The following is a 22,684-nucleotide window of genomic DNA, read 5'->3' as shown; positions in this document are numbered from 1 at the left end:
GAAGGGGCATAGTCATAGTTTGCTATGATGGAACGCCGTATGATGGGAAACCTTCACGTACGGTGTGAAGTGGGGGAAAAGAGCGCCTACCATAACGGTAAAGTTGATGAGGCTGTCTCTTACCTATCACTATCGCGAGAAATGCGAGAACGTATTGATGCTATTTTAGGGGAAGGTACTAGTCAAAGTATGTGGGTAGCTACCTTCCATGCGATGTGTGTACGAATTTTACGTCGAGACATCGATAAATTGGGCTTCCCAAAAAGTTTTACAATTTTAGATGCAAGCGATCAATTAACTGCAATTAAAAATGTATTAAAGCAATTAAATTTAGACGCTAAGCGTTACGACCCACGCAGTTTGTTAATGACGATTAGCTCAGCTAAAAATGAAGGGATCACCGCTAAACAGTTCCGAGCGAATAAAAATGATAGCAATCCGTTCGAAAATGTCGCGGCAGATGTTTATGACGCGTATATGAAGTTGTTGCGCATGAATGCGTCTTTAGATTTTGATGATTTAATTATGAAAACACTAGAATTATTTAAGCAATATCCTGATGTTTTAACTTATTATCAAAATCGTTTTCATTATATTCATGTGGATGAATATCAAGATAGTGCGACACGTTGCTAAATGAAAAGTTTAGCCACTAGTAAAACTAGGAGAACTAAGAAACCTGACGAGTCGAATGATGCAGTAACGTGCAGAAAGGCTCGGTCTAATACTCCGAATTGCATCGCCACGGGCAGTCGAGGTGGTGTAATAAGCTCGGTGAAGACAGTCGAATATCACCCTCATTATAGGAAACTAAAGCATAGCTTTACGTGATAGATAGACTGGGGCTCTATAAAAATACACATGGTTAGTATGTCGTAAGGACTGACGAAATTCTGAATGTACGGCTCTAGAGATATACGCATTCGAAAGGGTGCGACCGAATACGGGGTTAGTGAGGTAAAGTAAAACTTATCTTTATGAAATACCTTATAGCGTTACAGGCGCTATCACGCTAACAGGGCTAGAGGAATGACCTACATGTATTATATGTACAGATAAGATTTCTTGGAACGTGGTAAACCAACTACTTTGAGCGATTGCCTGCTAGGACAAGGTATAAGGGAAACCTTTAGGATAACCTTATTTTAAGTTGGTGAAAGTGGTGGCACAGTACCAAAGAAGCCGTCATAATACGCGGTGGAGGGATAGCCACTAGTCTGCAATTATGCAGATGGAACGCCGTATGAGGGGAAACTCTCACGTACGGTGTGAATGGGGGGAAAAGCTAGCGCATAGACAAAAGCTTACCTATCCATATCCAATCATTCACAATATCAACTCGTAACCCTACTCGCAGCAAAATTTAAAAATTTATGTGTAGTAGGTGATTCAGATCAGTCTATTGTGCGCCCATAAGGTAAAAATAAATTGTGCAATTTGGTTGCACCTGAGCAGAAACAACTCAGCTATCAGCCACCTTATCTCAGCAGGAAACGAATGAGGGAGTGTAGCATGGTGGAAAAGCTTTAAGTTGGCTTATTCGGAAAAGCCACGACTAAAAAGCAAGATAGAAAAGAAAAGGATAAGGAAGAAAGCTAAACTGCTTGAAGAATAGACCGAGTGAGAAGATGATCGCTAACTAGGAAAGCCGAATGTCACCTAGTTGTAAGGAGCCGCAACACTTATAAATAGAAAGTGCTTGTGTTTGTTTCATTAACGCGCCTTACCACACTTTAATAAAAAGAAAGGTCGACCGTTCCTTCCGCTACCTTATCATTACCAGTTTATTTTGTACTAAATGGGGATAACCTACGTAGCATAGTGCTATAAGGTTACGGAGCTCTCGTAGTAGTCAGCGGTAGGGAAAGCCTACTACAAGGCGAAGGAGAGTAGCTTATCTTGTAGAGAACGAAGATGAAAGGGGCGCAATGCCTTATGCAAAGTTCAGAAGTTGTTCTACACAACCTATCCAAACAAGCTGTAAAGCAAGACCATACATTTCATAAAATTTACCGTCATTTATATAATGTAGATTTTTATCAAGCTACATTAACAGTTAAGCAAATGGACAATTTAATTGCGATGTTACGCGATGAATCTTATCAGCCGTTATGTGATGAAGTGCTAGATGACGCGCTAAATGAGGCGCTTACTCAGCTATTGCAAGCCATTTATCAGCCTGCTGCTAGTAAGGTATCACACACGGGTGCGACGAGCCGCCAGACAAAATTTCGTTATGTTAAACAAAATTTTACTCAAGCGACTTGGCTACTCAGCGGTGCTATTCGGCCATTAGATGACGCACTGCATCATACCTTAATCGATTGGCTTACGTTACGTATAAAGGACCAAAAGATGATTCGATTATTGTGGAAGTTACGTAAATCATACGAAAGTAAAAAAGGAAGCTTTCAATCGCTTCTTCAGCAATTGAACTTTTACTCGTTTGACGCTCGCGTAAAGTCGAACGCTGGAATCACAGCTTATGTAAGGCATAAAGGTGATTATTTACTAGCGGTTACAGGACATAAAAAAAATGCGCAAGCGGTGCACCAATGCTTGGTAAAAGAAGGTGCGTCCATTTGTATAATCAAGCATAGTAAACAAGGTGTGCCATTTTTACAGCACCATATTCGGGTGCGTAAGCGAGCAACATGTGACACACCACGTGTGCAACTATTAATACCTAAAGGTACGATTGAAAAAATTATCGTTCAGCAGCGTATTGTAAAAGATATAAATGCTAAATCCTGGGTACCGCTTCATCGTACAACACTCGTTACAGCACCAGCAGATGTGATTGTAAAGACGTATAATGAGCAATTAAGAAAATGGTATCGCATTTATCAGTATGCGGACAATGTCACACCTAAAATGCAACAGTTGCACTATATGATGGAGTACAGTTGCTTAAAAACACTGGCAAATAAATATAAAACGACGGTAAGTAAAATAAAAACGATGTATCGCGAAGGTAAAACATGGGGCGTACCAAATGGCACAGGTACAGCACGTGTGTATTTTTACAATGAAGGTTATGCGAGAAAGTCTGTTTTCAACAATGGATAGTTGATAAGTGGAGAGCCGTATACGCTGAGAGGTGTACGTACGGTTCGGGGAGAGGCAGCGCTTGCCTACTCTACTATCGTTGGCGTGGAGCCGATATTAAAAATATTTTATCATTTGAAAAAGATTACCCAGATGCCAAAGTAATTATGTTAGAGCAAAATTATCGTTCGACTAAAACGATTTTACATGCGGCTAATGAAGTAATTAGTAATAATACATCACGCTACCCTAAAGCATTGCGCACAGATAATGCCCAAGGTGAGCGTATTGTCGTATACCGTGCTTACAATGAGCAAGAAGAAGCACGCTTTGTCGTACAAACCATTCAAAGTTTAATGAAAAAAGAGCATTATAAAATGGGGGATTTTGCGATTTTATATCGTACGAATGCGCAGTCACGTGCGATGGAAGAAGTGCTCGTTAAGGCAAATCTCGCCTATCAAATTGTAGGTGGCACACGATTTTATGAACGTAAAGAAATTAAAGATTTATTAGCATACTTACGATTAATTGCTAACCCAGCGGATGATTTATCATTAGCTCGTATTATCAATGAACCGAAGCGTGCTATCGGCGCAACGACTTTCGAAAAAATTGCGACTTACGCTTTCGAGCGCGAACAGCCTATTTTTGATGCGCTCGGTCAATCTTTATTTATGGGATTAAGTGCACGTGCCGCTACAGCTGTAGAACAGTTTTATCAGCTGATGACAGAGTTAATGGCGTTGCAACATACGATGCCACTGACGGCTTTTGTGAAAGAAGTGATTAAGCGTACGGGCTATAAAGAGATGCTTGAGCGCGAAAAAACAATAGAAGCGCAGAGCCGTTTAGAAAATATCGAAGAGTTTTTAACGGTTACGCAAGCTTTTGAACAACGAGGGGAAGAGCAAACGCTCATTGCCTTTTTAACAGACCTCGCACTTATTGCTGATATTGATAAGTTAGAGGAAGAAGACAGTCAAGGTGAAATCATTTTAATGACGATGCATGCAGCTAAAGGGTTAGAGTTCCCTGTTGTATTTATTATTGGTTTAGAGGAAAATATTTTTCCGCATGCACGCACTTTAAGTGATGATGAAGAACTAGAAGAAGAACGACGCTTAGCATACGGTATGAAACGTTTGTTAGAAATCGCTAAAGGCGAAGGATTAACAGGGTGAGGTTATCTCATCTAACTCATGTTGCGATACCACGGCGGAAAACCGAAAATTTCCGTGACGCGATTGGAGGCTAATACTCCCACAAGCAAAAAGGTAACGATTTGTTTGAAGTTGGGTAAAGGCGCACTCAGTAGCCCTCATCAGAGGAAAGGTTAAACATACTGCGAATATAGTGCGGGCCGGGAAGCTGTATAAGGTTAGGCAACGAATCACTGTTTGACATCTCGTAAAGCGCACAATAGTAATGTTGATTACTATCTTCCAAAGCGACTAGCGTATGGGTTGTGATGGATAGAACGAAACGGTTGTTCTAAAAAGATAGTCGGGATAAAGGTGAAACCTACGTACAGTAATCTACCTAGCAACATGGGAACGTTTGAGACCCCTAACGTAACAGTAACGAAGCGGGATTGAACATTCATGAAAGCGAGTGAATAGGGGAGTCAGCGAGGGTATAGTACTGATGAAACTTTGTAATGAAAGTGGAGGGAAGGCCCTTAGTCTATCACATATAGATGGAACGCCGTGTGCGAGGAAACTTGCATGCACGGTGTGGGGTGGGGGAAAAGCTAGCGATTACTTCAAAAGCTTACCTATCACCATTAGGACTTACAAGAGCAGAACAACGACTTTATTTAACACATGCACAAACACGTGCGATTTTTGGGCGCACGAGCTATAATCCACCATCACGCTTTTTACAAGAACTACCTAATGACATTGTAGAAAGTATTTCAAAAGCACAGGCAACACCACCACCGTTTAACTCGACCAAAAAACGCCGCGTCAATTACACAGGACCAAGCGTTACTGAGCGTAAGTCGAGCTTAGAAGCAACAGGAGCTGCCGGCGAAGTTTGGCGTGTCGGTGATAAAGCAACGCACAAAAAATGGGGTACAGGAATGGTGGTAAGCGTTAAAGGAGAAGGCGAAAGTACAGAGTTAGATATCGCTTTCCCTAATGATGGTATTAAGCGATTACTCGCTAAATTTGCCCCAATTACGAAAGATTAAGGAGTGAGTGCAAATGAATGACATAGAAGCACGCATTGTACAATTAAATCAGCGATTAAAAGAATACGGCCATGCCTATTACGTATTGGATCAACCGCTTGTTGCGGACGGCGTGTACGATCAATTAATGCAAGAATTAATTGCACTTGAAACCGCTAACCCTTCATTAATTTTTCCTGATTCCCCAACGCAACGTGTCGGGGGTCAGGTGCTTCCTGGCTTTACAAAAGTGACGCATGATACACGGATGTTAAGTTTAGGCAATGCTTTTAATGAACAAGACTTACGTGAGTTTGACCGCAAAATTCGTGAGCAACTAGGAACAGTTAATTATGTGTGTGAATTAAAAATTGATGGTTTAGCTATTTCACTGAAATATGTTGACGGTTTACTCGTGCAAGGTGCTACGCGCGGTGATGGCACTACAGGAGAATTAATCACCGAAAACCTTAAAACGATTTACGCGATTCCACTACGCTTAAAAGAGCCAATTACAATAGAAGTTCGTGGCGAAGCATACATGCCAAAATCTTCTTTTCTACGTTTGAACGAGCAACGGTTAGCTAATGAAGAAGAGCCGTTCGCCAATCCACGTAATGCAGCTGCGGGCTCACTACGTCAGCTAGATCCTAAAGTGGCAGCCAAACGTCACTTGTCGACATTCATTTACGGTGTGGGAGGCGATACTGAAAGTTACGGTATCGCTTCTCATAGTGAAATGCTAGCGTATTTAGCGGAGCAAGGTTTACCGATTAATGATACGTCACGTCGTTGTGCACATATCGAAGACGTGCTTGCTTTTATTACAGAATGGACGGAAAAACGCGATGACTTAGCGTACGAAATTGATGGTATTGTAATTAAGGTTGACCGCTATGATCAACAGGAAGAGCTTGGCTATACTGCGAAGAGCCCACGCTTTGCTATCGCTTATAAATTCCCAGCTCAAGAAGTAGCAACAACATTACTCGCTATTGATTTAACGGTAGGACGTACAGGCGTTGTGACTCCTACGGCTATTTTAGCACCGGTACAAGTAGCAGGTACGACAGTACAACGTGCTTCATTGCATAACGAAGATTTAATTAAGGAAAAAGATATTCGTATAGGGGACCGCGTCATTATCCGAAAAGCTGGCGACATTATTCCGCAAGTAGTAGATGTTATTCTAGCAGAGCGACCAGCAGATAGCGTACCGTACGAAATGCCGGCGTGTTGCCCTGTCTGTGCTAGCGAACTCGTACGCATTGAAGGCGAAGTTGCCTTGCGTTGTGTGAACCCAAAATGTTTCGCGCAAATTGCTGAAAGCATTAAACACTATGTATCACGTAATGCAATGAATATTGACGGGTGTGCGACACGTTCTTGTGTCAGCAAGTAGTGGTCAACACTCCTTGGTAAAACACAGGAGCTAATTCACGAAATTAAAAAGGTGAATTAGTATAACTATTATTCCGATTAGTCAAATGAAGGCGTAACGTCCTGAAGAGCTAACGCGATACCGAATGGCATGGAAGTAGGCAAGTACAGAAATGTCATAAGCTCGGTGTAAAAGTGGGAGCACCTACCGTAACAGATAAAGCTGACGAAAGACAGTAGAGGTATATGTTGTAGGTCATACTGCGAGTGTCCGAATAAATATGGTGAGAATGCTTAAAAAGGTTAATTTTTTAACCTAAGCTGACGAACTTTCGAATGTACGAGTCTAAACAATAAATATATCGAAAGGTATATGCACGCTCACTGCGTGGTTAGTGTGGATAAGTAAGAATACCCGTTATGAAAGTCCATAACATGTTACAGGCATGTTCAAGCTAACAGGCTTAAAGAAAGCACCTAAGTTTATTCAAATGTGATAGGAATAATGGAACGTGGTAAGCCGTTAACGTGGAGAGCTTGCACTCTATGAAGCGTTGATAAGGAAAGTGCTAAAGCATATAACTTATCTTAATAACGGGGAAAGTGATGGCATAGTACCGACGAAACCATGATAATAAATGGTGGAGGGATAGCCATTAGTCTAGCTTGATAAAAGTGAACAATATAGTATAAAGAACTCATAAGTCGAAGAACGCAACGATAATTTTTAATCAATTGAAGATATATACTAACAATCATAATTGTTCTAAAGCGTCTTATTTTATCAATAGTTAGATGGAACGCTGTATGAATAGAAATATTCGCGTACAGTGTGAATGGGGGGAAAAGGTGGAGATAACTTCAAAACCTTACCTATCCATATTAGGTGAACGTGCTGTGGAACAGTTGCTAACAGCCGGGCTTATACATGATGTTGCTGATTTATACGAGCTAAACAAAGCAGATGTCATCGCCTTAGAGCGTTTTGGGGAGAAGTCAGCTACGAAGCTACTAGAAGCGATAGAAGCTTCTAAACAAAACTCTTTAGAGCGCTTATTAGTAGGTTTAGGCATTCGACATATTGGCGAAAAAGCAGCCCAAATTCTTGCGATGCATTACGAGACGATGGATGCGTTAATGGCAGCGACGGCAGAAGAGCTGACGACTATTTTTGAAATTGGTGACAAAATGGCAGAATCTCTCGTTGCTTATTTTTCGAATGAGGGAGCGCGAGATGTTATCGAACATTTGCGCAGTAAAGGCGTCAATATGACATATACCGGTAAGCGCCAAGCGACAGTTGAACAAGGAGGCGTGTTTACTAATAAAACGATTGTTTTAACAGGTAAACTTACGCAATTGACACGAAGCGAAGCAAAGGCGAAAATAGAAGAATTAGGTGGTACTGTGACAGGCAGTGTCAGCAAAAAAACCGATATTGTTGTGGCGGGGGAAGATGCGGGATCAAAATTAACGAAAGCCGAGCAACTTGGTATCGAAATTTGGACGGAGCAACAACTTCTTGAACAACTATAAGGAGGAGAACGTAGCGTGAAGTGGAACCGGTTTGTACCGATTATAACAGCTGCGATGGTAATGACCGCATGTGCCTCACCCCAGCAAGTTGGGGATGAAGAAGTCGTACAAGAGGCCGAGAAAAAAGTAGAAACGACAAAAATTCCGAGTGTGCAGTTGAGTGATGATTATTATAAAACATTGCTTCCTGTCAAAGAAAGCGCGAGTCGTGGCTTAGTCGTAACTAACCTATATACAAAGTATGATACGCGTGAAGTAGAAACGGGGCTTATGCGATTATCACAACGTGAGTACCCAACGAGTGACTACTTCATTCAAGAAGGCCAGTATTTAGCTAAAGGTACTGTGCAAAACTGGTTAGGACGTAGCAATAAAACAGAGGAAGGGCTTAACCCTTCTGATGAGGGACTGAGTCCTGAGCAACGTGCCATACAAGCACCGATTTATTTAGCGCATATTGTAGAACAAGATTATTTAACAAAAACCAAAGATAATAAAGTCACGCTTGGTGGTGTCTCAATTGGCTTAGCGTTAAATAGCATTTATTATTATCAAAAAGAGCAGTACGGGGAATACTATGAACAACCGATTGAAGATAGCAAGTTACAACAAGAAGGCAAAAAAATTGCTGAAGAAATTTATAAGCGTTTGCGTGGAAGAGACGAACTGAAAAATGTACCAATTATGATTGGTCTATATAAGCAAAAGGCAAGCAATGATATTGTCCCAGGTAGCTATATGAGTTACAGCATTGGCAAAGCAGATGCCAAAAGTTTAGGTGACTGGACAGACATTGACGAAGAATACGTCTTATTCCCGTCGAATGATAATAAAGATGAGCATCGTGCAATGAATACAAGTTTCCAAAATTTTAAGTTGGAAGTTAATAAGTATTTTTCCAATACGACGAGCGTAATTGGACGAGGTTTTTATCAAAATAAAGATATTAAAAAGCTCAGCTTAGAAATTCCTATTCAGTTTTTTGGTGCAACAGAAACAGTGGGCTTCACCCAATTTGTTGTAAGTGAAATTCCTAAGCATTTCCCTAATAATATTTTATTAGAAATCTCCATTAAATCGATGGATGGTCCAGAGGCATTGATCGTACGCAAGCCTGATGAGAAAATGCCGTTTGTACACATGTATAATGAATAAGCCGTGTTGCCCATCTAATAAGGGTGGGCAACACCTTTTCACGTTGTTGAAAGATTTTTGTATTTTTACGCAACGCGCTGTTTTTTACATTAAAAAATGGTATCATAAAAGGCATGGTTACTGAATTCGGAGGTGTGAAAAATGACAAAACTAACAACGGAAGAAGTTAAGCACGTAGCGACATTAGCACGTCTTGCAATTACTGAAGAAGAAGCGGAAAAGTTTGCGGAGCAACTTGGTAAAATTACAGGTTATGTTGAGCAACTTAGCGAACTAGATACAACAAATGTAGAACCAACGACGCACGTATTACCACTTGTAAACGTAATGCGTAAAGACGTAGCGGAAAAAGGTCTAGATCGTGACAAAATGTTACTAAACGTAAAAGAACACGAAGATGGACAAGTAAAAGTTCCAGCAATTATGGACTAATTAAAAGGAGGCTATACGTTCATGACGTTATTTAAACGTTCAGCTCAAGAGTTGCAAGCTGCTATACATAATGGCGAGCTAACAATTGTTGAATTAACGAAAGAAGCGTTTGCGCGCATTGAAAAATTAGACGATAGCGTAAAAGCGTTTTTAACACTTAATAAAGAAGCAGCATTAACACAAGCTGAAGAAATGGATAAAGTGCCAATGGCAGAACGTGGTCCATTATTCGGTTTACCAATCGGAATTAAAGATAATATCGTAACAGAAGGCATCGAAACAACATGTGCTTCTAAAATGCTAGAAGGCTTTATGCCAATCTATGACGCAACTGTTATGGAAAAAATTAAAGCAGCCGGCATGATTATTATCGGTAAAATTAATATGGACGAGTTTGCGATGGGTTCTTCAAACGAAAACTCGGCATTCAAAACAACTACCAACCCATGGAATAGCGCACATGTACCAGGCGGTTCTTCAGGTGGCTCGGCAGCGGCAGTAGCAGCAGGCGAAGTACCATTTGCACTTGGTTCAGATACAGGTGGCTCTATCCGCCAACCAGCAGCATATTGTGGCGTAGTCGGTATGAAACCAACTTACGGTCGCGTATCGCGCTCAGGTTTAGTAGCGTTTGCATCATCACTTGATCAAATTGGTCCTATTACAAATAATGTTGCAGATAATGCTGCATTACTTGAAGTTATTGCAGGGCTTGACGCTAAAGATTCTACATCAGCAAATGTTGAAGTAGCAAAATACACAGAAGCACTTACAAATGATATTAAAGGCTTACGCGTAGCTGTACCTAAAGAGTTTTTAGGTGAAGGTGTTGGCGAAGCAGCTAAAAAGTCAGTAGAGGAAGCAATTGAAGTACTTAAATCTTTAGGCGCTACCGTAGAAGAAGTGTCATTACCACACTCTAAATATGCATTAGCAGCTTACTACATTTTATCTTCTTCTGAAGCTTCTTCTAACCTTTCTCGTTTTGATGGCATCCGTTACGGTTACCGTACAGAAAACGCGAAAAACTTATTAGAGCTTTATACAAAATCACGTGCTGAAGGCTTTGGTGACGAAGTAAAATTACGTATTATGTTAGGTACGTACTCATTATCAGCAGGTTCTTATGATGCTTATTATAAAAAAGCACAACAAGTACGTACATTAATTAAAGAGGATTACGACAAAGTATTTGAAAACTTTGATGTAATTATTGGACCAACAACACCAACACCAGCATTTAAAATTGGTGAAAATGTAGATGATCCACTAACGATGTATGCTAACGATATTTTAACAATCCCAATGAACTTAGCTGGCGTACCTGCTATTTCAATTCCATGTGGTTTTGAAGCAGGTCTACCATTAGGCTTACAAATTATTGGTAAACATTTTGACGAGGCAACTATCTACCGCACAGCTCACGCGTTTGAGCAAGCGACAGCATTCCATAAGCAAAAGCCTCAAATGTGGGAGGGAAACTAACATGAACTTTGAAACAGTTGTCGGTTTAGAAGTACACGTTGAGTTAAAAACCAATTCAAAAATCTTCTCACCAGCACCAGCGCACTTTGGTGCTGAACCGAATACAAATACTACAGTAATCGACCTTGGTTACCCTGGCGTATTACCTGTACTAAACGAAGAAGTAGTTAACTATGCAATGCGTGCAGCGCTTGCATTAAATATGGAAATCGAACAAGAAACAAAATTCGACCGTAAAAACTACTTTTATCCAGACAATCCGAAAGCTTACCAAATTTCACAATTTGATAAGCCAATCGGTAAAAATGGCTGGGTAGACATTGAAGTAAACGGCGAAACAAAGCGCATCGGTATTACACGTCTACACATGGAAGAAGATGCGGGTAAATTAACACACGCAGGCGACCATTCATTAGTTGACTTTAACCGTCAAGGTACACCGCTTGTTGAAATCGTTTCTGAGCCAGATATTCGTACAGCTGACGAAGCTTACGCATACTTAGAGAAAGTAAAGTCCATCATCCAGTACACAGGCGTTTCTGATGTGCGCATGGAGGAAGGTTCATTACGTTGTGATGCCAACATCTCAATTCGTCCTTATGGTCAAGAAGAGTTTGGTACAAAAACAGAGCTTAAAAACTTAAACTCATTTAACTTTGTACGTCGTGGTATTGAGTTTGAAGAAAAACGCCAAGCGGAAGTATTAACTTCAGGTGGCGTTATTGAGCAAGAAACACGTCGCTATGATGAGAAAACAGGTAAAACATTATTAATGCGTGTTAAAGAAGGTGCGGATGATTACCGCTACTTCCCAGAGCCAGACTTAGTACACTTATCAATTAGTGATGAGTGGCTTGAAGAAGTACGCGCTTCTATACCTGAATTACCAGACGCTCGTAAAGCGCGTTATGTGAGTGAACTAGGTTTAACAGACTATGATGCAGGTGTACTTGTTGTGTCTAAAGATATTTCAGACTTCTTTGAAGCGATGATTGCTGAGAAAGCAGATGCTAAATTAGCGGCTAACTGGCTAATGGGCGATGTTTCGGCTTATTTAAATGCAGAGCAAAAAGAATTAAAAGATACAGCATTAACGCCGCAAAATCTTGCGGGTATGGTGAAATTAATTGCTGATGGCACCATCTCTTCTAAGATTGCTAAAAAAGTTTTCACAGAGCTTGTGAAAAATGGTGGCAAAGCAGAAGACATCGTAAAAGCAAAAGGCTTAGTCCAAATTTCTGACCCAGCGGTATTATTACAAGCAGTAACAGAAGTGCTAGACAACAACCCACAATCAATCGAAGACTTTAAAAATGGTAAAGACCGTGCGATTGGCTTCTTAGTTGGACAAATTATGAAGGCAACAAAAGGTCAAGCGAACCCACCTCTAGTAAATAAAATTTTACAAGAAGAAATCGCTAAACGATAATAATCAAAGCCGACAACTACATCTGTTGTCGGCTTTTTTAATTGTCAGAAACCGCTTTTTGATGCACAATAAAAGGATAATGATTGAGGAGGCGTTGACTTTGAAAACAGAACAACAGTATTTTGAAGAAGCAAAACCAATCGCAACGTATATGCAAGAGATGACAGAGCTTAAAGATGATAGCCATGCCATCTACGAAAAATTTGATGTGCCGCATGATGGTTTTATTGAGCGCTTAGCTGAGCAAGACTGGCATATTCTCGCAATTACTGAGGATTGGTGCGGTGACGCCATGTTGAATAATCCAATTATTCGTAAAGTGACAGAGGCAGCTAATGTGCCGATGCGTGCTGTACTACGTGATGCGGATACTGATTTAATTGATCGTTATTTAACAAATGGTGGTCGCGCCATTCCTATTTATATTATTTTAAATGCAGCAGGAGAGGTTGTTGCTACATGGGGCCCCCGTGCACCTGAACTTCAGCAAGAGGTCATGGACAAACGTGCCGAGCTGCCAGCACAAGACGACCCAACATTTAAAGAAGCACAGCTGGCTATGTATACAGCCATTCGCAATGAAAATGTAACGACGCCAATGAAATGGCAATATGTATATCAAGATTTTAAACGCGTAGTAGAAAAAGCATTCGTTAAGTGAGTGCGAGGAGAGACGAACATGAAACGAGCACGAATTATTTATAATCCCACTTCAGGCCGCGAAATTTTTAAGCGTCATTTGCCTGAAGTATTAGAGCGCCTTGAAGTCGCAGGCTATGAGACATCTTGCCATGCTACGACATGTGAGGGTGATGCAACGCAAGCTGCGAAAGAGGCAGTACGCCGCAAATTTGATATTATTATCGCTGTTGGTGGCGATGGTACATTAAATGAAGTAGTAACAGGGGTAAGTGCTTTTGAAGAACGACCAAAAGTTGGTTTAATCCCAATGGGTACTACAAATGATTTTGCGCGCGCTACTCATATTCCTCGCACGATTGATGAGGCACTCGATATTATTATTAAAGGAGAAACAATGCCTATCGACGTCGGTTTAGTAAATGACGAGCGTTATTTCATTAACATTGCTGCAGGTGGTCGCATTACCGAGCTAACGTATGAAGTGCCGAGTAAAATGAAAACTGTGTTTGGTCCACTTGCGTACTATTTAAAAGGCATTGAAATGATGCCATCAGTTAAAGCATCACATATGCGTATTGAGTATGATGATGAGGTATTTGAAGGTGAGACCATGATGTTTTTATGTGGGCTCACTAACTCTGTCGGTGGTTTTGAAAAGCTAGCCCCAGATGCGATTTTAAATGATGGTAAGTTTACGTTAATCATCCTAAAAAAATGTGGCATTGCGGACTTTATGAAATTAGCAACAATGGCTTTGCGTGGTGTGCATTTACAAGACGAGCGTGTGATTTATACAAAGGCTAGCCGTATTAATGTAACTTCACTAGAGGAAGTTCATCTTAATTTGGACGGCGAGTATGGCGGCGATGCCCCAGCTAAATTGGTGAACCTAAAGCAACATATTGAGTTTTTCGTACCTTTAGATCAAATGTTAGAAGAAGAAAGAAACTATAAAGTTTTGTCATAACATAGCAGGCTATTTAGGAAGTACACAACTTTCTAAGTAGCCTTTTTGTTAGCATTATAGGAGAAAAAACAGTACGTGTATGAGAGGGGTTGTAGCTTATCTGCTATGCCTTTTTTACCTATCATTATGGTACAATGTAGGGATTGAAATGGAGGAACGAAGCATGTCTACACCTGTAAAAAAGAATGAGCAATTAACGGTTTATATAGAGGATCTTACGCATGATGGCAATGGCGTAGCTAAGGTAGATGGCTACCCACTATTTGTACGCGATGCACTACCGCAAGAAGAAGTTAAAATTCATGTAGTAAAAACATTAAAAAAATACGGCTTTGCTAAAACAATTGAGGTCATTACACCATCACCTGACCGCGTTGAGGCGCCTTGTGAGTATTTCGCACAATGTGGTGGCTGTCAGCTACAACATTTGTCTTACGAAGGTCAACTAAAATGGAAACGCTCGATGGTTGAAAATGTTATGAAACGCATTGGTAAAATTGATGTCCCTGTACATGAAGTAAAAGGTATGAATGAGCCGTGGCACTACCGCAATAAATCACAAATTCCTTTTGTGCAAAGTGCAACAGGATTAGCTGCAGGATTTTATCGCCCGCAATCACATGATGTGGTAGATATGGAGCGTTGCTTAATTCAAAGTAAGGAAGCAGATGCCGTATTAGCAAAGCTCAAGTATGACTTGGCTCGCCTAGATGTTACAGCCTACAATGAACAACAACACCGCGGTGTACTGCGTCATGTCGTAGTGCGTACGGCACGCGCGACGGGTGAAGCTATGGTTGTATTAGTAACAGCACAAAAAAAATTACCACAGCGTGACGCTGTAATTGAAGCGGTGCGCAAGGCAATCCCAACAGCTACTTCAATTGTGCAAAATATTAATAGTGCCAAAACCAATGTTATTTTTGGTAATGACACACAAACGTTGTGGGGCAAAGATACGATTGAAGATACTATTGGTGATGTGCGTTTTGCGATTTCAGCACGTTCATTTTACCAAGTTAACCCTGTACAAACAGAGGTGCTTTACAAGCAAGCGCTTGATTATGCACAACTTACAGGTAACGAAGCAGTAATTGATGCGTATTGTGGCATTGGTTCGATCTCATTATTTTTAGCACAACAAGCTAAATTTGTAATGGGTGTAGAAATCGTACCGCAAGCCATTGAAGATGCTAAAAAGAATGCCGCACTTAACGGTTTAACAAATACGTTATTCGAAGCGGGTGCAGCAGAAGATGTTATTCCACGTTGGTTTAAAGAAGGCAAAGAAGCAGACGTACTTGTTGTAGATCCACCGCGTAAGGGCTGCGATGAAAAATTGATCGCTACTATTTTAAGCGAGCGCCCTAAGCGTGTAGTTTATGTGTCATGCAATCCCGCAACACTTGCGCGTGATCTTCGCCTACTTGAAGACGGCGGCTATAAAACGCAAGAAGTGCAACCAGTAGATATGTTCCCGCATACTACGCACGTGGAGTGCGTAGCATTGATGTCTAGGTAAGTGTCTAATTAAAAAAACAATTGGCAGTCATAATAAACTCTTGCTAACTTCACCACCAATTCTGTAAGAATAAACATTTGCTTTTTCAATTTAAAATTCATCAAAAATTCGGGTTTTCCTCACCAGGAGCCCGAGCTTTTCATGTCTTTTTCCAATAACTTTTCAATACAGTTATGTTCCTAACCCATTGATATTACTAGCTTTGTCCAATATCCGATTCAATACTAATTCAATAACAAATCAATACTTATCCAATAATTCCTCTTTGTTCTTCATCTCTTATGTCCATTACTTTTCTTCAATCCATTCCTAAAACTATTGTTTATTGCAAAATAAAAGTGCAGACTAGTGCAAAGAATTTGTACAGAGTCCTGCACGATTTTTGTGCATAAAAAAAGACTTGCCAGCCACCCCAAGTCCCTCTACTGTTTTAGGTGTCGAAGCCGAAACAGGGAGGAAAGAAAGGATGCTAGCAATGTCTGAAGTTAATTGTATCAAAACATTACGAAATGAAAAAGGATTATCAATTACAGAAATCGCAAAAACAATGCAAGTTAATTGGCGCACCGCTAAGAAATACGGCGATGGGGATCAGCTCCCTCAAGAGAAAACCCATTTGAAAAAAGGCATGATGTACGATGAAAAATGGGGCGAAATTGTAATGGACTGGTTAGAAGAAGATGTAAAGCTGAAGAAAAAATTGCGCCGTAAAAATAAAAAAATATATGAGGACCTAGTAAAAGATGGATTCCAAGGTTCTTACAGAACGGTGTGTAATTTTATTCAAGAATGGAAAGCATCACAAGAAGATGAGGCAGATAAAGGCTATGAACGTTTAGATCATCCAGAAGGAGAAGCACAGGTAGACTTCGGTATCATGGAGGCCGTTCATGATGGTGAGTACATGCATTAATCATGTCCTTTCCAGCAAGTAACACAGCCTTTGCCGTACCAATGCCAAGTGAAAATTTAGAATGCTTTTTAGGTGGATTACAAGTGTTATTTAAACAGGCTGGAGGCGTTCCGTTAAGTATTCGAATTGATAATCTAACACCTGCGGTGAGGAAAGTGAGAAAAGGCGATTCAGAAGCGCAATTAACGGATGCCTTTCGACATTTCCAACAATATTATGGATTTAAGGTTCAAGTGTGTAATCCACGCAAAGGGAACGAAAAAGGTCATGTAGAAGGCAAAGTGGGATATGTCCGTTATAACTTCTTTAGCTTACCGCCTGTCATAAAGGATTTTGAAGACTTAACCAATCAATTAGAACAACAATTAATAGCTGATCGCCAACGTATTCATTATAAAAAAGAGGTGCTGATTGATGAGCTATGGCAGCAGGAGCAAAAGCAATTAATTAAATTACCTGAGGCGCCGTATCCTGTATTTAAGCAGTTTTCAATCAAGTTTAATAAATATAACGAGTTCAAGCTGGATGGGCATTTGATTCATGTACCGAAAGCGAAGAATTACGTACAGCTTTCTTGTGTGACGTACTGGGATTCATATAAAGTCATCACGAATGACGGTGAGATAGTATTATCGGATGCCCGTCCTTATATGAAAAAACGTCGTTTTATTCCGTGGCAAGATATTTTAAAGGATTGGTTGAAAAAACCACGTGTCGTAGGTCATTCGCGTTACGCAACGTATCTACCAGTACGTGTGAAAGAGTATTTAACCGTACCTTCGCTGGCATTAAGAAAGCAACGAATTAACGAATTACCAACGCTTCTACTTACCCATGATATGAATGATATTGGGCAAAACTTTTATAGCTATATTGGCCGTGAGACAGAAGAAACAGAACACCCTTACGGTGTAAATTGGACGGAATATGACGCTTTATCGCCAAAAGGAACGGAGGCGTTGCATCATGAATGAAGCGATTTTAACACTCTGTAAGCAATTAAGATTAGCCCATGTGGCTGAGGCAATTAAAGAAGTGCCATTTACCGATCCAGAGGAATATATGTATCAAATTTTATTGAAAGAGCAGCAAGGCAGAGAACAGGCAAAAATAGCCCGTAACTTGAAGCAAGCTCGCTTTATCGATACGAAGACGCTTGAAAGCTATCAGTGGCATAAAGATATTTGTTTACCTAGCCATTTAACGAAAGATGAATTAGAGCAATTGAATTTTATTCGTAGAAAAGAGAACGTCATTTTAGTGGGCGCACCTGGCACAGGCAAAACCCATTTAGCTTCTGCACTTGGCCGAAAGGCTTGTGAGCAAGGATATGAAGTACGTTTTTATCGCGTTTCGCATTTGGTTGAAGAGTTAGAGCAAGCGCTGTATGCGGGGAAATTAAAGCCATTTAGAAGTAAATTAGAAAAAGTCGATTTAATGATTTTGGATGAAATGGGCTATCTCCCTTTCGGCAAAGAAGGAGCAAAATTACTGTTTCAAATTATTTCAGAGTTCTATGAACAAAAGAGCCTGATTATCACGTCAAATCTAGAATTTAGCCAGTGGAACCGCATTTTCTCGGATTCACGTTTAACGGCAGCTCTGGTGGATCGTTTGATTCACCACGCCCACATTATTTCATACACGGGCCAAAGCTTCCGTTTAACAAACGCATTGTCGAGAAAATATTGGGTGGCAACACTCTGTATTTTTCGTTGCAATTCTCTGCACTTTTCTGTTGCAAAACACAATTAGCTGTACCAAAAGTTAAAATACTTAACTTTTGGTACAGCTTTTTTTATTGAATTAAGTAGTGTAAGACATTTTTGTTTGTGAATTTCACTACAAAAAATGTTCTGAAAAGCCGCAGAATTAAGCTTTTTTATCCAATATTAGGATTAGAAATCCATAATATGAATGGTTAGAATTATTTAATTGATAACAAACTATTAATTATTTGTATATCTCTTAATTTTAATTTTTAATAAAAATATTAAAATTTAGTATTTACAATACTAAATTTATGTATTATATTTAATTCAATAAATCAAACAGGAGGTTTTTCATATGGAAAATAATTTTTTTAAAATTCGAGATGAAATGAGAGCTATTCATTCGAGAGGAAACGTAGAGGTAGAATTAGTAATATGGGGTACATTGTTAGCGTTATATAAAGAACAAGGTGAAAAAATTTCACAACTTCTTAAAACGAATGATGCAACAGAGCAAATAAAAGGGTTAATCAGTAATTTATCAGTTGAAGACCAATTCAAAGAGGTAATGGTGCAGCAGTACAACACAACCTTTACAGTGAATTATACAAATGCACTAGTTAGTATTTTATTGAACTTTGAAAACATGATTAAAGAAAATCAAATCGGTACTATTTTCGATAACATAATTGAAAACATCGGTATGAATACAATGAGTGGTCAACATATGACACCAGATGCAATTAACGCAATTGCAATCAATTATTTAAAGAGCGAATTACCGGTTACATTTTATGATGGAACAGCTGGATATGGACAAACGGCTATAAGGTTTGCGCAAGCTAACACTAATTCGAATTTAGCATTGCAGGAAATTAATCCATTAGCGGCAACTGTATTACGTTTACGACTTTATTTAAATGACATGAATGGAGACGTGGTGTTAGGAGATGTAATTTCAAATCCGGCTTTCATTCAAAATGAGCAATTGATTAAATTTGATCGAGTATTTATGTCACCGCCATTAGGGGGAGTCTTTAACGAACATGTTCAAAATCTGATTGCTAATGATCCATATAATCGATTTTCATATGGTATTCCACCGAGATCAAAAGGTGAATTAGCATTTTTAAGCTGTGGGTTAAGTGCAACTAAGGAAGATGGAAAAGCGGCGTTCTTATTATCACCGGGTGCATTTTTCCGAGGCGGTCCAGAAAAAGAAATTCGTCAAAGGTTAATTGATTTGGATTTAATTGAAGCAGTTATTGGTTTGCCATCATTATTACAACCATATACAGCAATTAAACCAGTGTTATTGCTTTGCAATAAAAATAAATCCGAGGAACGTAAAGGCAAGATTTTAATGGTGAATGCTGAGGATTTAGGTACTTCTAATAAGCGTGAAGTTTTATTAAGTGAAGAAGATATGCATTTAATTAATGAAATCGTTAGTAAGGGACTGGAAACAGACGGAATTAGTAAATTCGTAGAAAGAAACGATATTCAATTAGCACAACTGACACCAAGCAACTACGTTTTCAAGCAACAAACACAGCTACATGAAGTAGGAGAAGTAATGGTGGAAATGGATGGATTAAATAAAATCGTCACAAAGCCATTAGCAGAGTTAGTGAAAATTTATCGTGGATACAATGCATCGCCAAAAGACGAATCAGAGAATGGCGAATACGCAGTTGTTAAAATTTCCAATGTTCAAGATGGTGAACTAAATGTTGACGAATTAACACGCTATTCGATTACAAATAATGCTAAAATTGAAGCAAACCGTATTCAACAAGGAGATATTTTATTATCGGTGCGCGGTGTGAATCGAAAGACAGCGTTATTTACAAGCAATCGTGATGATGTATTATTATCTCAAAACTTTGCCGGTATTCGTTGTGGTGAACTTGTAGATCCTGAGTTTTTAATGATTTACTTCGAGTCACCAGTAGCACAATATTATTTTGAAAAACATACAGTTGGAACAACTATTGCAACATTAGCTATTAAAGACTTAGGCCAATTGCCAGTGCCACTTTTACCATTAAATGAGCAGCGAAATCTTGTTGAAACATATAAAGTAGAGCAACAGGCGATTAAAGAACAGCTTGCACAATTACAAGCGCGCCAAACACAATTAAAATTACAAGCATACGAAACTATGGGAATCGATAAAGCCTTTACGATTTTGTAAAGGCTAGTACCCTAAAAGAAAGAAGGAAAATGAAATGATCACAGGCGAATTAAAAAACCAAATCGATAAAATTTGGGAAACGTTATGGACGGAGGGGAACGCAAACCCTTTAACAAATATTGAACAAGTTACGTATTTGTTATTTATAAAAGATTTAGATGAAATGGAATTAACGAAAGAAACTGAAGCGGAGTTTTTAGGCTTACCGTACGAAGGTGTTTTTTCAAAAATGCCAGAGAGCTTCAATGAAACACAAAAAGAGCATTGGACAAAAATGCGTTGGACACAGTTTAAAAACTTACCAGCACAAGAAATGTTCGATGTGATGACAGTAACAATTTTCCCATTCATTAAAACATTAGGTGCAGAAGATAATTCAGCATTCTCAAAATATATGAAAGATGCTTCATTCCAAATTAATAAAGCAGCTACATTACAAAAGGTAGTAACAGCTATCGATAATTTAAAAATGGTTGATCAAGATACAAAAGGTGATGTGTACGAGTACTTATTATCCAAGTTAGCGACTTCTGGCACGAACGGTCAATTCCGAACACCGCGTCATATTATTAAAATGATTGTTGAATTAATGAAGCCAACACCAGAGGATACAATCATCGATCCGGCGATGGGGTCAGGAGGTTTCTTAGTTGCAGCGAGCGAATATTTACGTAAAAACAAACATGACTTGTTTTTAATGCCGGATTTAAATAAACACTTCCATAACACAATGTTTTACGGAAATGATATGGATCGTACAATGTTACGAATCGGTGCAATGAACATGATGTTACATGGTGTAGATGCACCGAACATCGACTATTTAGATTCGTTATCAGAAGAAAATGATCAGAAGGAAAAATACACATTAGTATTAGCAAATCCTCCGTTTAAAGGCTCTTTAGATTATGAAGCGGTTTCAAATGACTTATTAAAAGTAGCGAAAACGAAGAAAACGGAGTTATTATTCTTATCTCTTATTTTACGTATATTAAAAGCGGGTGGACGTGCAGCGGTCATCGTGCCAGATGGCGTGTTATTTGGTAGCTCAAATGCCCATAAAGCTATTCGAAAAGAAATTATAGATAACAATAAATTAGAAGCTATTATTTCAATGCCGTCCGGTGTATTTAAACCGTATGCAGGGGTTTCAACAGGAATTATGATTTTTACGAAAACAGGTACAGGCGGCACGGATACTATATGGTTCTATGATATGAAAGCAGACGGCTACTCATTAGATGATAAACGCGCAGAAATTGAAGCGAATGATATTGGTGATATTATTAAACGTTTTGGCAATTTAGCTGATGAAACTGAACGTAAACGTACGGAGCAATCGTTCTTTGTGCCAGTAGATGAAATTCGTGAGCAGGGGTATGACTTGTCGATTAATAAGTATAAAGAAATTGAGTATGAGGAAGTTGAATATAAATCACCTGTAGAAATCGTTAATGATATTGAATGTTTAGAGGAAGAAATCATTAATGGGTTACAGTCTTTAAAAGCTTTATTGAAAGGGTGATTTAAATGGAACATAAAATTCAAGATTTATTTGAGTTCATTAGGAATGGAGCAAATATTAAGCAGGGAGAACCGGGCGGCTATCCGATAACACGTATTGAAACGATCTCATCAGGTGAAATCAATCGAAATAAAATGGGTTATGCAGGGCTTACTGACTTAAAAAAATATGAAAACTATATTTTAGAAGACCAAGATCTTTTAATGTCACATATTAATAGTGAAAAGCATTTAGGTAAATGTGCAATTTATCATAAGAAAGACAATGAAATTATTATTCATGGTATGAATTTATTAGGTTTAAGAGTAAAGAAGGAAATGATTTTACCTAAGTTTGCTGTTTATTTATTTCAAACGAATAAGTTCAAAAAATCATTAAGTAAAATTATAAAAAAATCTGTTAACCAAGCAAGTTTTGCTGTAAACGATCTAAAGAAAAGTGAACTACCCACCACTTAACTTCGTTTGAAGTGGGGGCTTCTCGCTTCCACGAACATCGCTTGCAAGCAAGTCTTATGTGTTCTCCACGAGCGTGAATTCGGGGCATTCCAACCCTACTGATACGC

14 protein-coding genes and 6 pseudogenes are annotated in these 22,684 nt (G+C 39.2%); all 20 read left to right on the top strand.

The window, feature by feature from the left end; all coding sequences use genetic code 11:
* Nucleotides 1-132: 132 nt before the first annotated feature.
* Nucleotides 133-621, top strand: a pseudogene (locus tag DDE80_RS08500) (UvrD-helicase domain-containing protein); the annotation flags it as partial.
* Between the two features lie 696 nt (nucleotides 622-1,317).
* A pseudogene (locus tag DDE80_RS15300) lies at nucleotides 1,318-1,410 on the top strand (UvrD-helicase domain-containing protein); the annotation flags it as partial.
* 525 nt (nucleotides 1,411-1,935) lie between these two features.
* Entirely contained in the window at nucleotides 1,936-3,069 is a 1,134-nt protein-coding gene (locus tag DDE80_RS08490; protein ID WP_161952302.1) for a group II intron reverse transcriptase/maturase, read from the top strand.
* 74 nt (nucleotides 3,070-3,143) lie between these two features.
* A pseudogene (locus DDE80_RS08485) lies at nucleotides 3,144-4,181 on the top strand (3'-5' exonuclease); the annotation flags it as partial.
* 653 nt (nucleotides 4,182-4,834) lie between these two features.
* A pseudogene (locus DDE80_RS15135) lies at nucleotides 4,835-5,245 on the top strand (ATP-dependent DNA helicase PcrA); the annotation flags it as partial.
* A 13-nt stretch (nucleotides 5,246-5,258) separates the two neighbouring features.
* Nucleotides 5,259-6,596 (top strand): annotated as a pseudogene (gene ligA, locus DDE80_RS08475) (NAD-dependent DNA ligase LigA); the annotation flags it as partial.
* A gap of 890 nt (nucleotides 6,597-7,486) precedes the next feature.
* Nucleotides 7,487-8,140, top strand: a pseudogene (locus DDE80_RS08470) (helix-hairpin-helix domain-containing protein); the annotation flags it as partial.
* A gap of 15 nt (nucleotides 8,141-8,155) precedes the next feature.
* The gene (locus tag DDE80_RS08465; protein WP_108307232.1) at nucleotides 8,156-9,295 is read left to right on the top strand and encodes a CamS family sex pheromone protein; all 1,140 of its coding nucleotides are present in this window, start codon (nucleotides 8,156-8,158) and stop codon (nucleotides 9,293-9,295) included.
* Between the two features lie 141 nt (nucleotides 9,296-9,436).
* A complete protein-coding gene (gene gatC, locus DDE80_RS08460; protein ID WP_108307231.1) occupies nucleotides 9,437-9,727 on the top strand; it encodes an Asp-tRNA(Asn)/Glu-tRNA(Gln) amidotransferase subunit GatC in 291 nt (96 codons plus the stop codon).
* Between the two features lie 21 nt (nucleotides 9,728-9,748).
* Entirely contained in the window at nucleotides 9,749-11,212 is a 1,464-nt protein-coding gene (gatA, locus tag DDE80_RS08455) for an Asp-tRNA(Asn)/Glu-tRNA(Gln) amidotransferase subunit GatA (protein WP_108307230.1), read from the top strand.
* 1 nt (nucleotide 11,213) lies between these two features.
* Nucleotides 11,214-12,641 (top strand): Asp-tRNA(Asn)/Glu-tRNA(Gln) amidotransferase subunit GatB, encoded by a 1,428-nt coding sequence (gene gatB, locus DDE80_RS08450; protein ID WP_108307229.1) that lies wholly within the window; start codon nucleotides 11,214-11,216, stop codon nucleotides 12,639-12,641.
* 100 nt (nucleotides 12,642-12,741) lie between these two features.
* On the top strand, nucleotides 12,742-13,302 hold the full coding sequence (locus DDE80_RS08445) for a thioredoxin family protein (protein ID WP_108307228.1): 561 nt from the start codon (nucleotides 12,742-12,744) through the stop codon (nucleotides 13,300-13,302).
* Between the two features lie 18 nt (nucleotides 13,303-13,320).
* Nucleotides 13,321-14,250 (top strand): diacylglycerol kinase, encoded by a 930-nt coding sequence (locus DDE80_RS08440; protein WP_108307227.1) that lies wholly within the window; start codon nucleotides 13,321-13,323, stop codon nucleotides 14,248-14,250.
* A gap of 163 nt (nucleotides 14,251-14,413) precedes the next feature.
* Complete coding sequence (gene rlmD / locus DDE80_RS08435) at nucleotides 14,414-15,772, top strand: 23S rRNA (uracil(1939)-C(5))-methyltransferase RlmD (protein ID WP_108307226.1); 1,359 nt, start codon at nucleotides 14,414-14,416, stop codon at nucleotides 15,770-15,772.
* 466 nt (nucleotides 15,773-16,238) lie between these two features.
* A complete protein-coding gene (locus DDE80_RS15680) occupies nucleotides 16,239-16,685 on the top strand; it encodes a hypothetical protein (RefSeq protein ID WP_345788846.1) in 447 nt (148 codons plus the stop codon).
* 83 nt (nucleotides 16,686-16,768) lie between these two features.
* A complete protein-coding gene (locus DDE80_RS15675; RefSeq protein WP_345788845.1) occupies nucleotides 16,769-17,659 on the top strand; it encodes a hypothetical protein in 891 nt (296 codons plus the stop codon).
* Complete coding sequence (gene istB, locus DDE80_RS08425) at nucleotides 17,652-18,440, top strand: IS21-like element helper ATPase IstB (RefSeq protein ID WP_108307225.1); 789 nt, start codon at nucleotides 17,652-17,654, stop codon at nucleotides 18,438-18,440. Before DDE80_RS15675 ends, istB begins: the two co-directional genes overlap by 8 nt.
* A gap of 312 nt (nucleotides 18,441-18,752) precedes the next feature.
* A complete protein-coding gene (locus DDE80_RS08420; RefSeq protein WP_108307224.1) occupies nucleotides 18,753-20,594 on the top strand; it encodes an N-6 DNA methylase in 1,842 nt (613 codons plus the stop codon).
* A 34-nt stretch (nucleotides 20,595-20,628) separates the two neighbouring features.
* A complete protein-coding gene (locus DDE80_RS08415) occupies nucleotides 20,629-22,119 on the top strand; it encodes a type I restriction-modification system subunit M (protein WP_108307223.1) in 1,491 nt (496 codons plus the stop codon).
* Nucleotides 22,120-22,124: 5 nt separating this feature from the next.
* Nucleotides 22,125-22,577 (top strand): restriction endonuclease subunit S domain-containing protein, encoded by a 453-nt coding sequence (locus DDE80_RS08410; protein WP_108307222.1) that lies wholly within the window; start codon nucleotides 22,125-22,127, stop codon nucleotides 22,575-22,577.
* Nucleotides 22,578-22,684 lie beyond the last annotated feature (107 nt).

Source organism: Metalysinibacillus jejuensis (assembly GCF_003057615.1).
GTDB classification, from domain to species: Bacteria; Bacillota; Bacilli; order Bacillales_A; family Planococcaceae; genus Metalysinibacillus; species Metalysinibacillus jejuensis.
The sequence above is the reverse complement of the archived record's forward strand: the minus strand, read 5'-3'. Positions and strand labels throughout refer to the sequence as shown.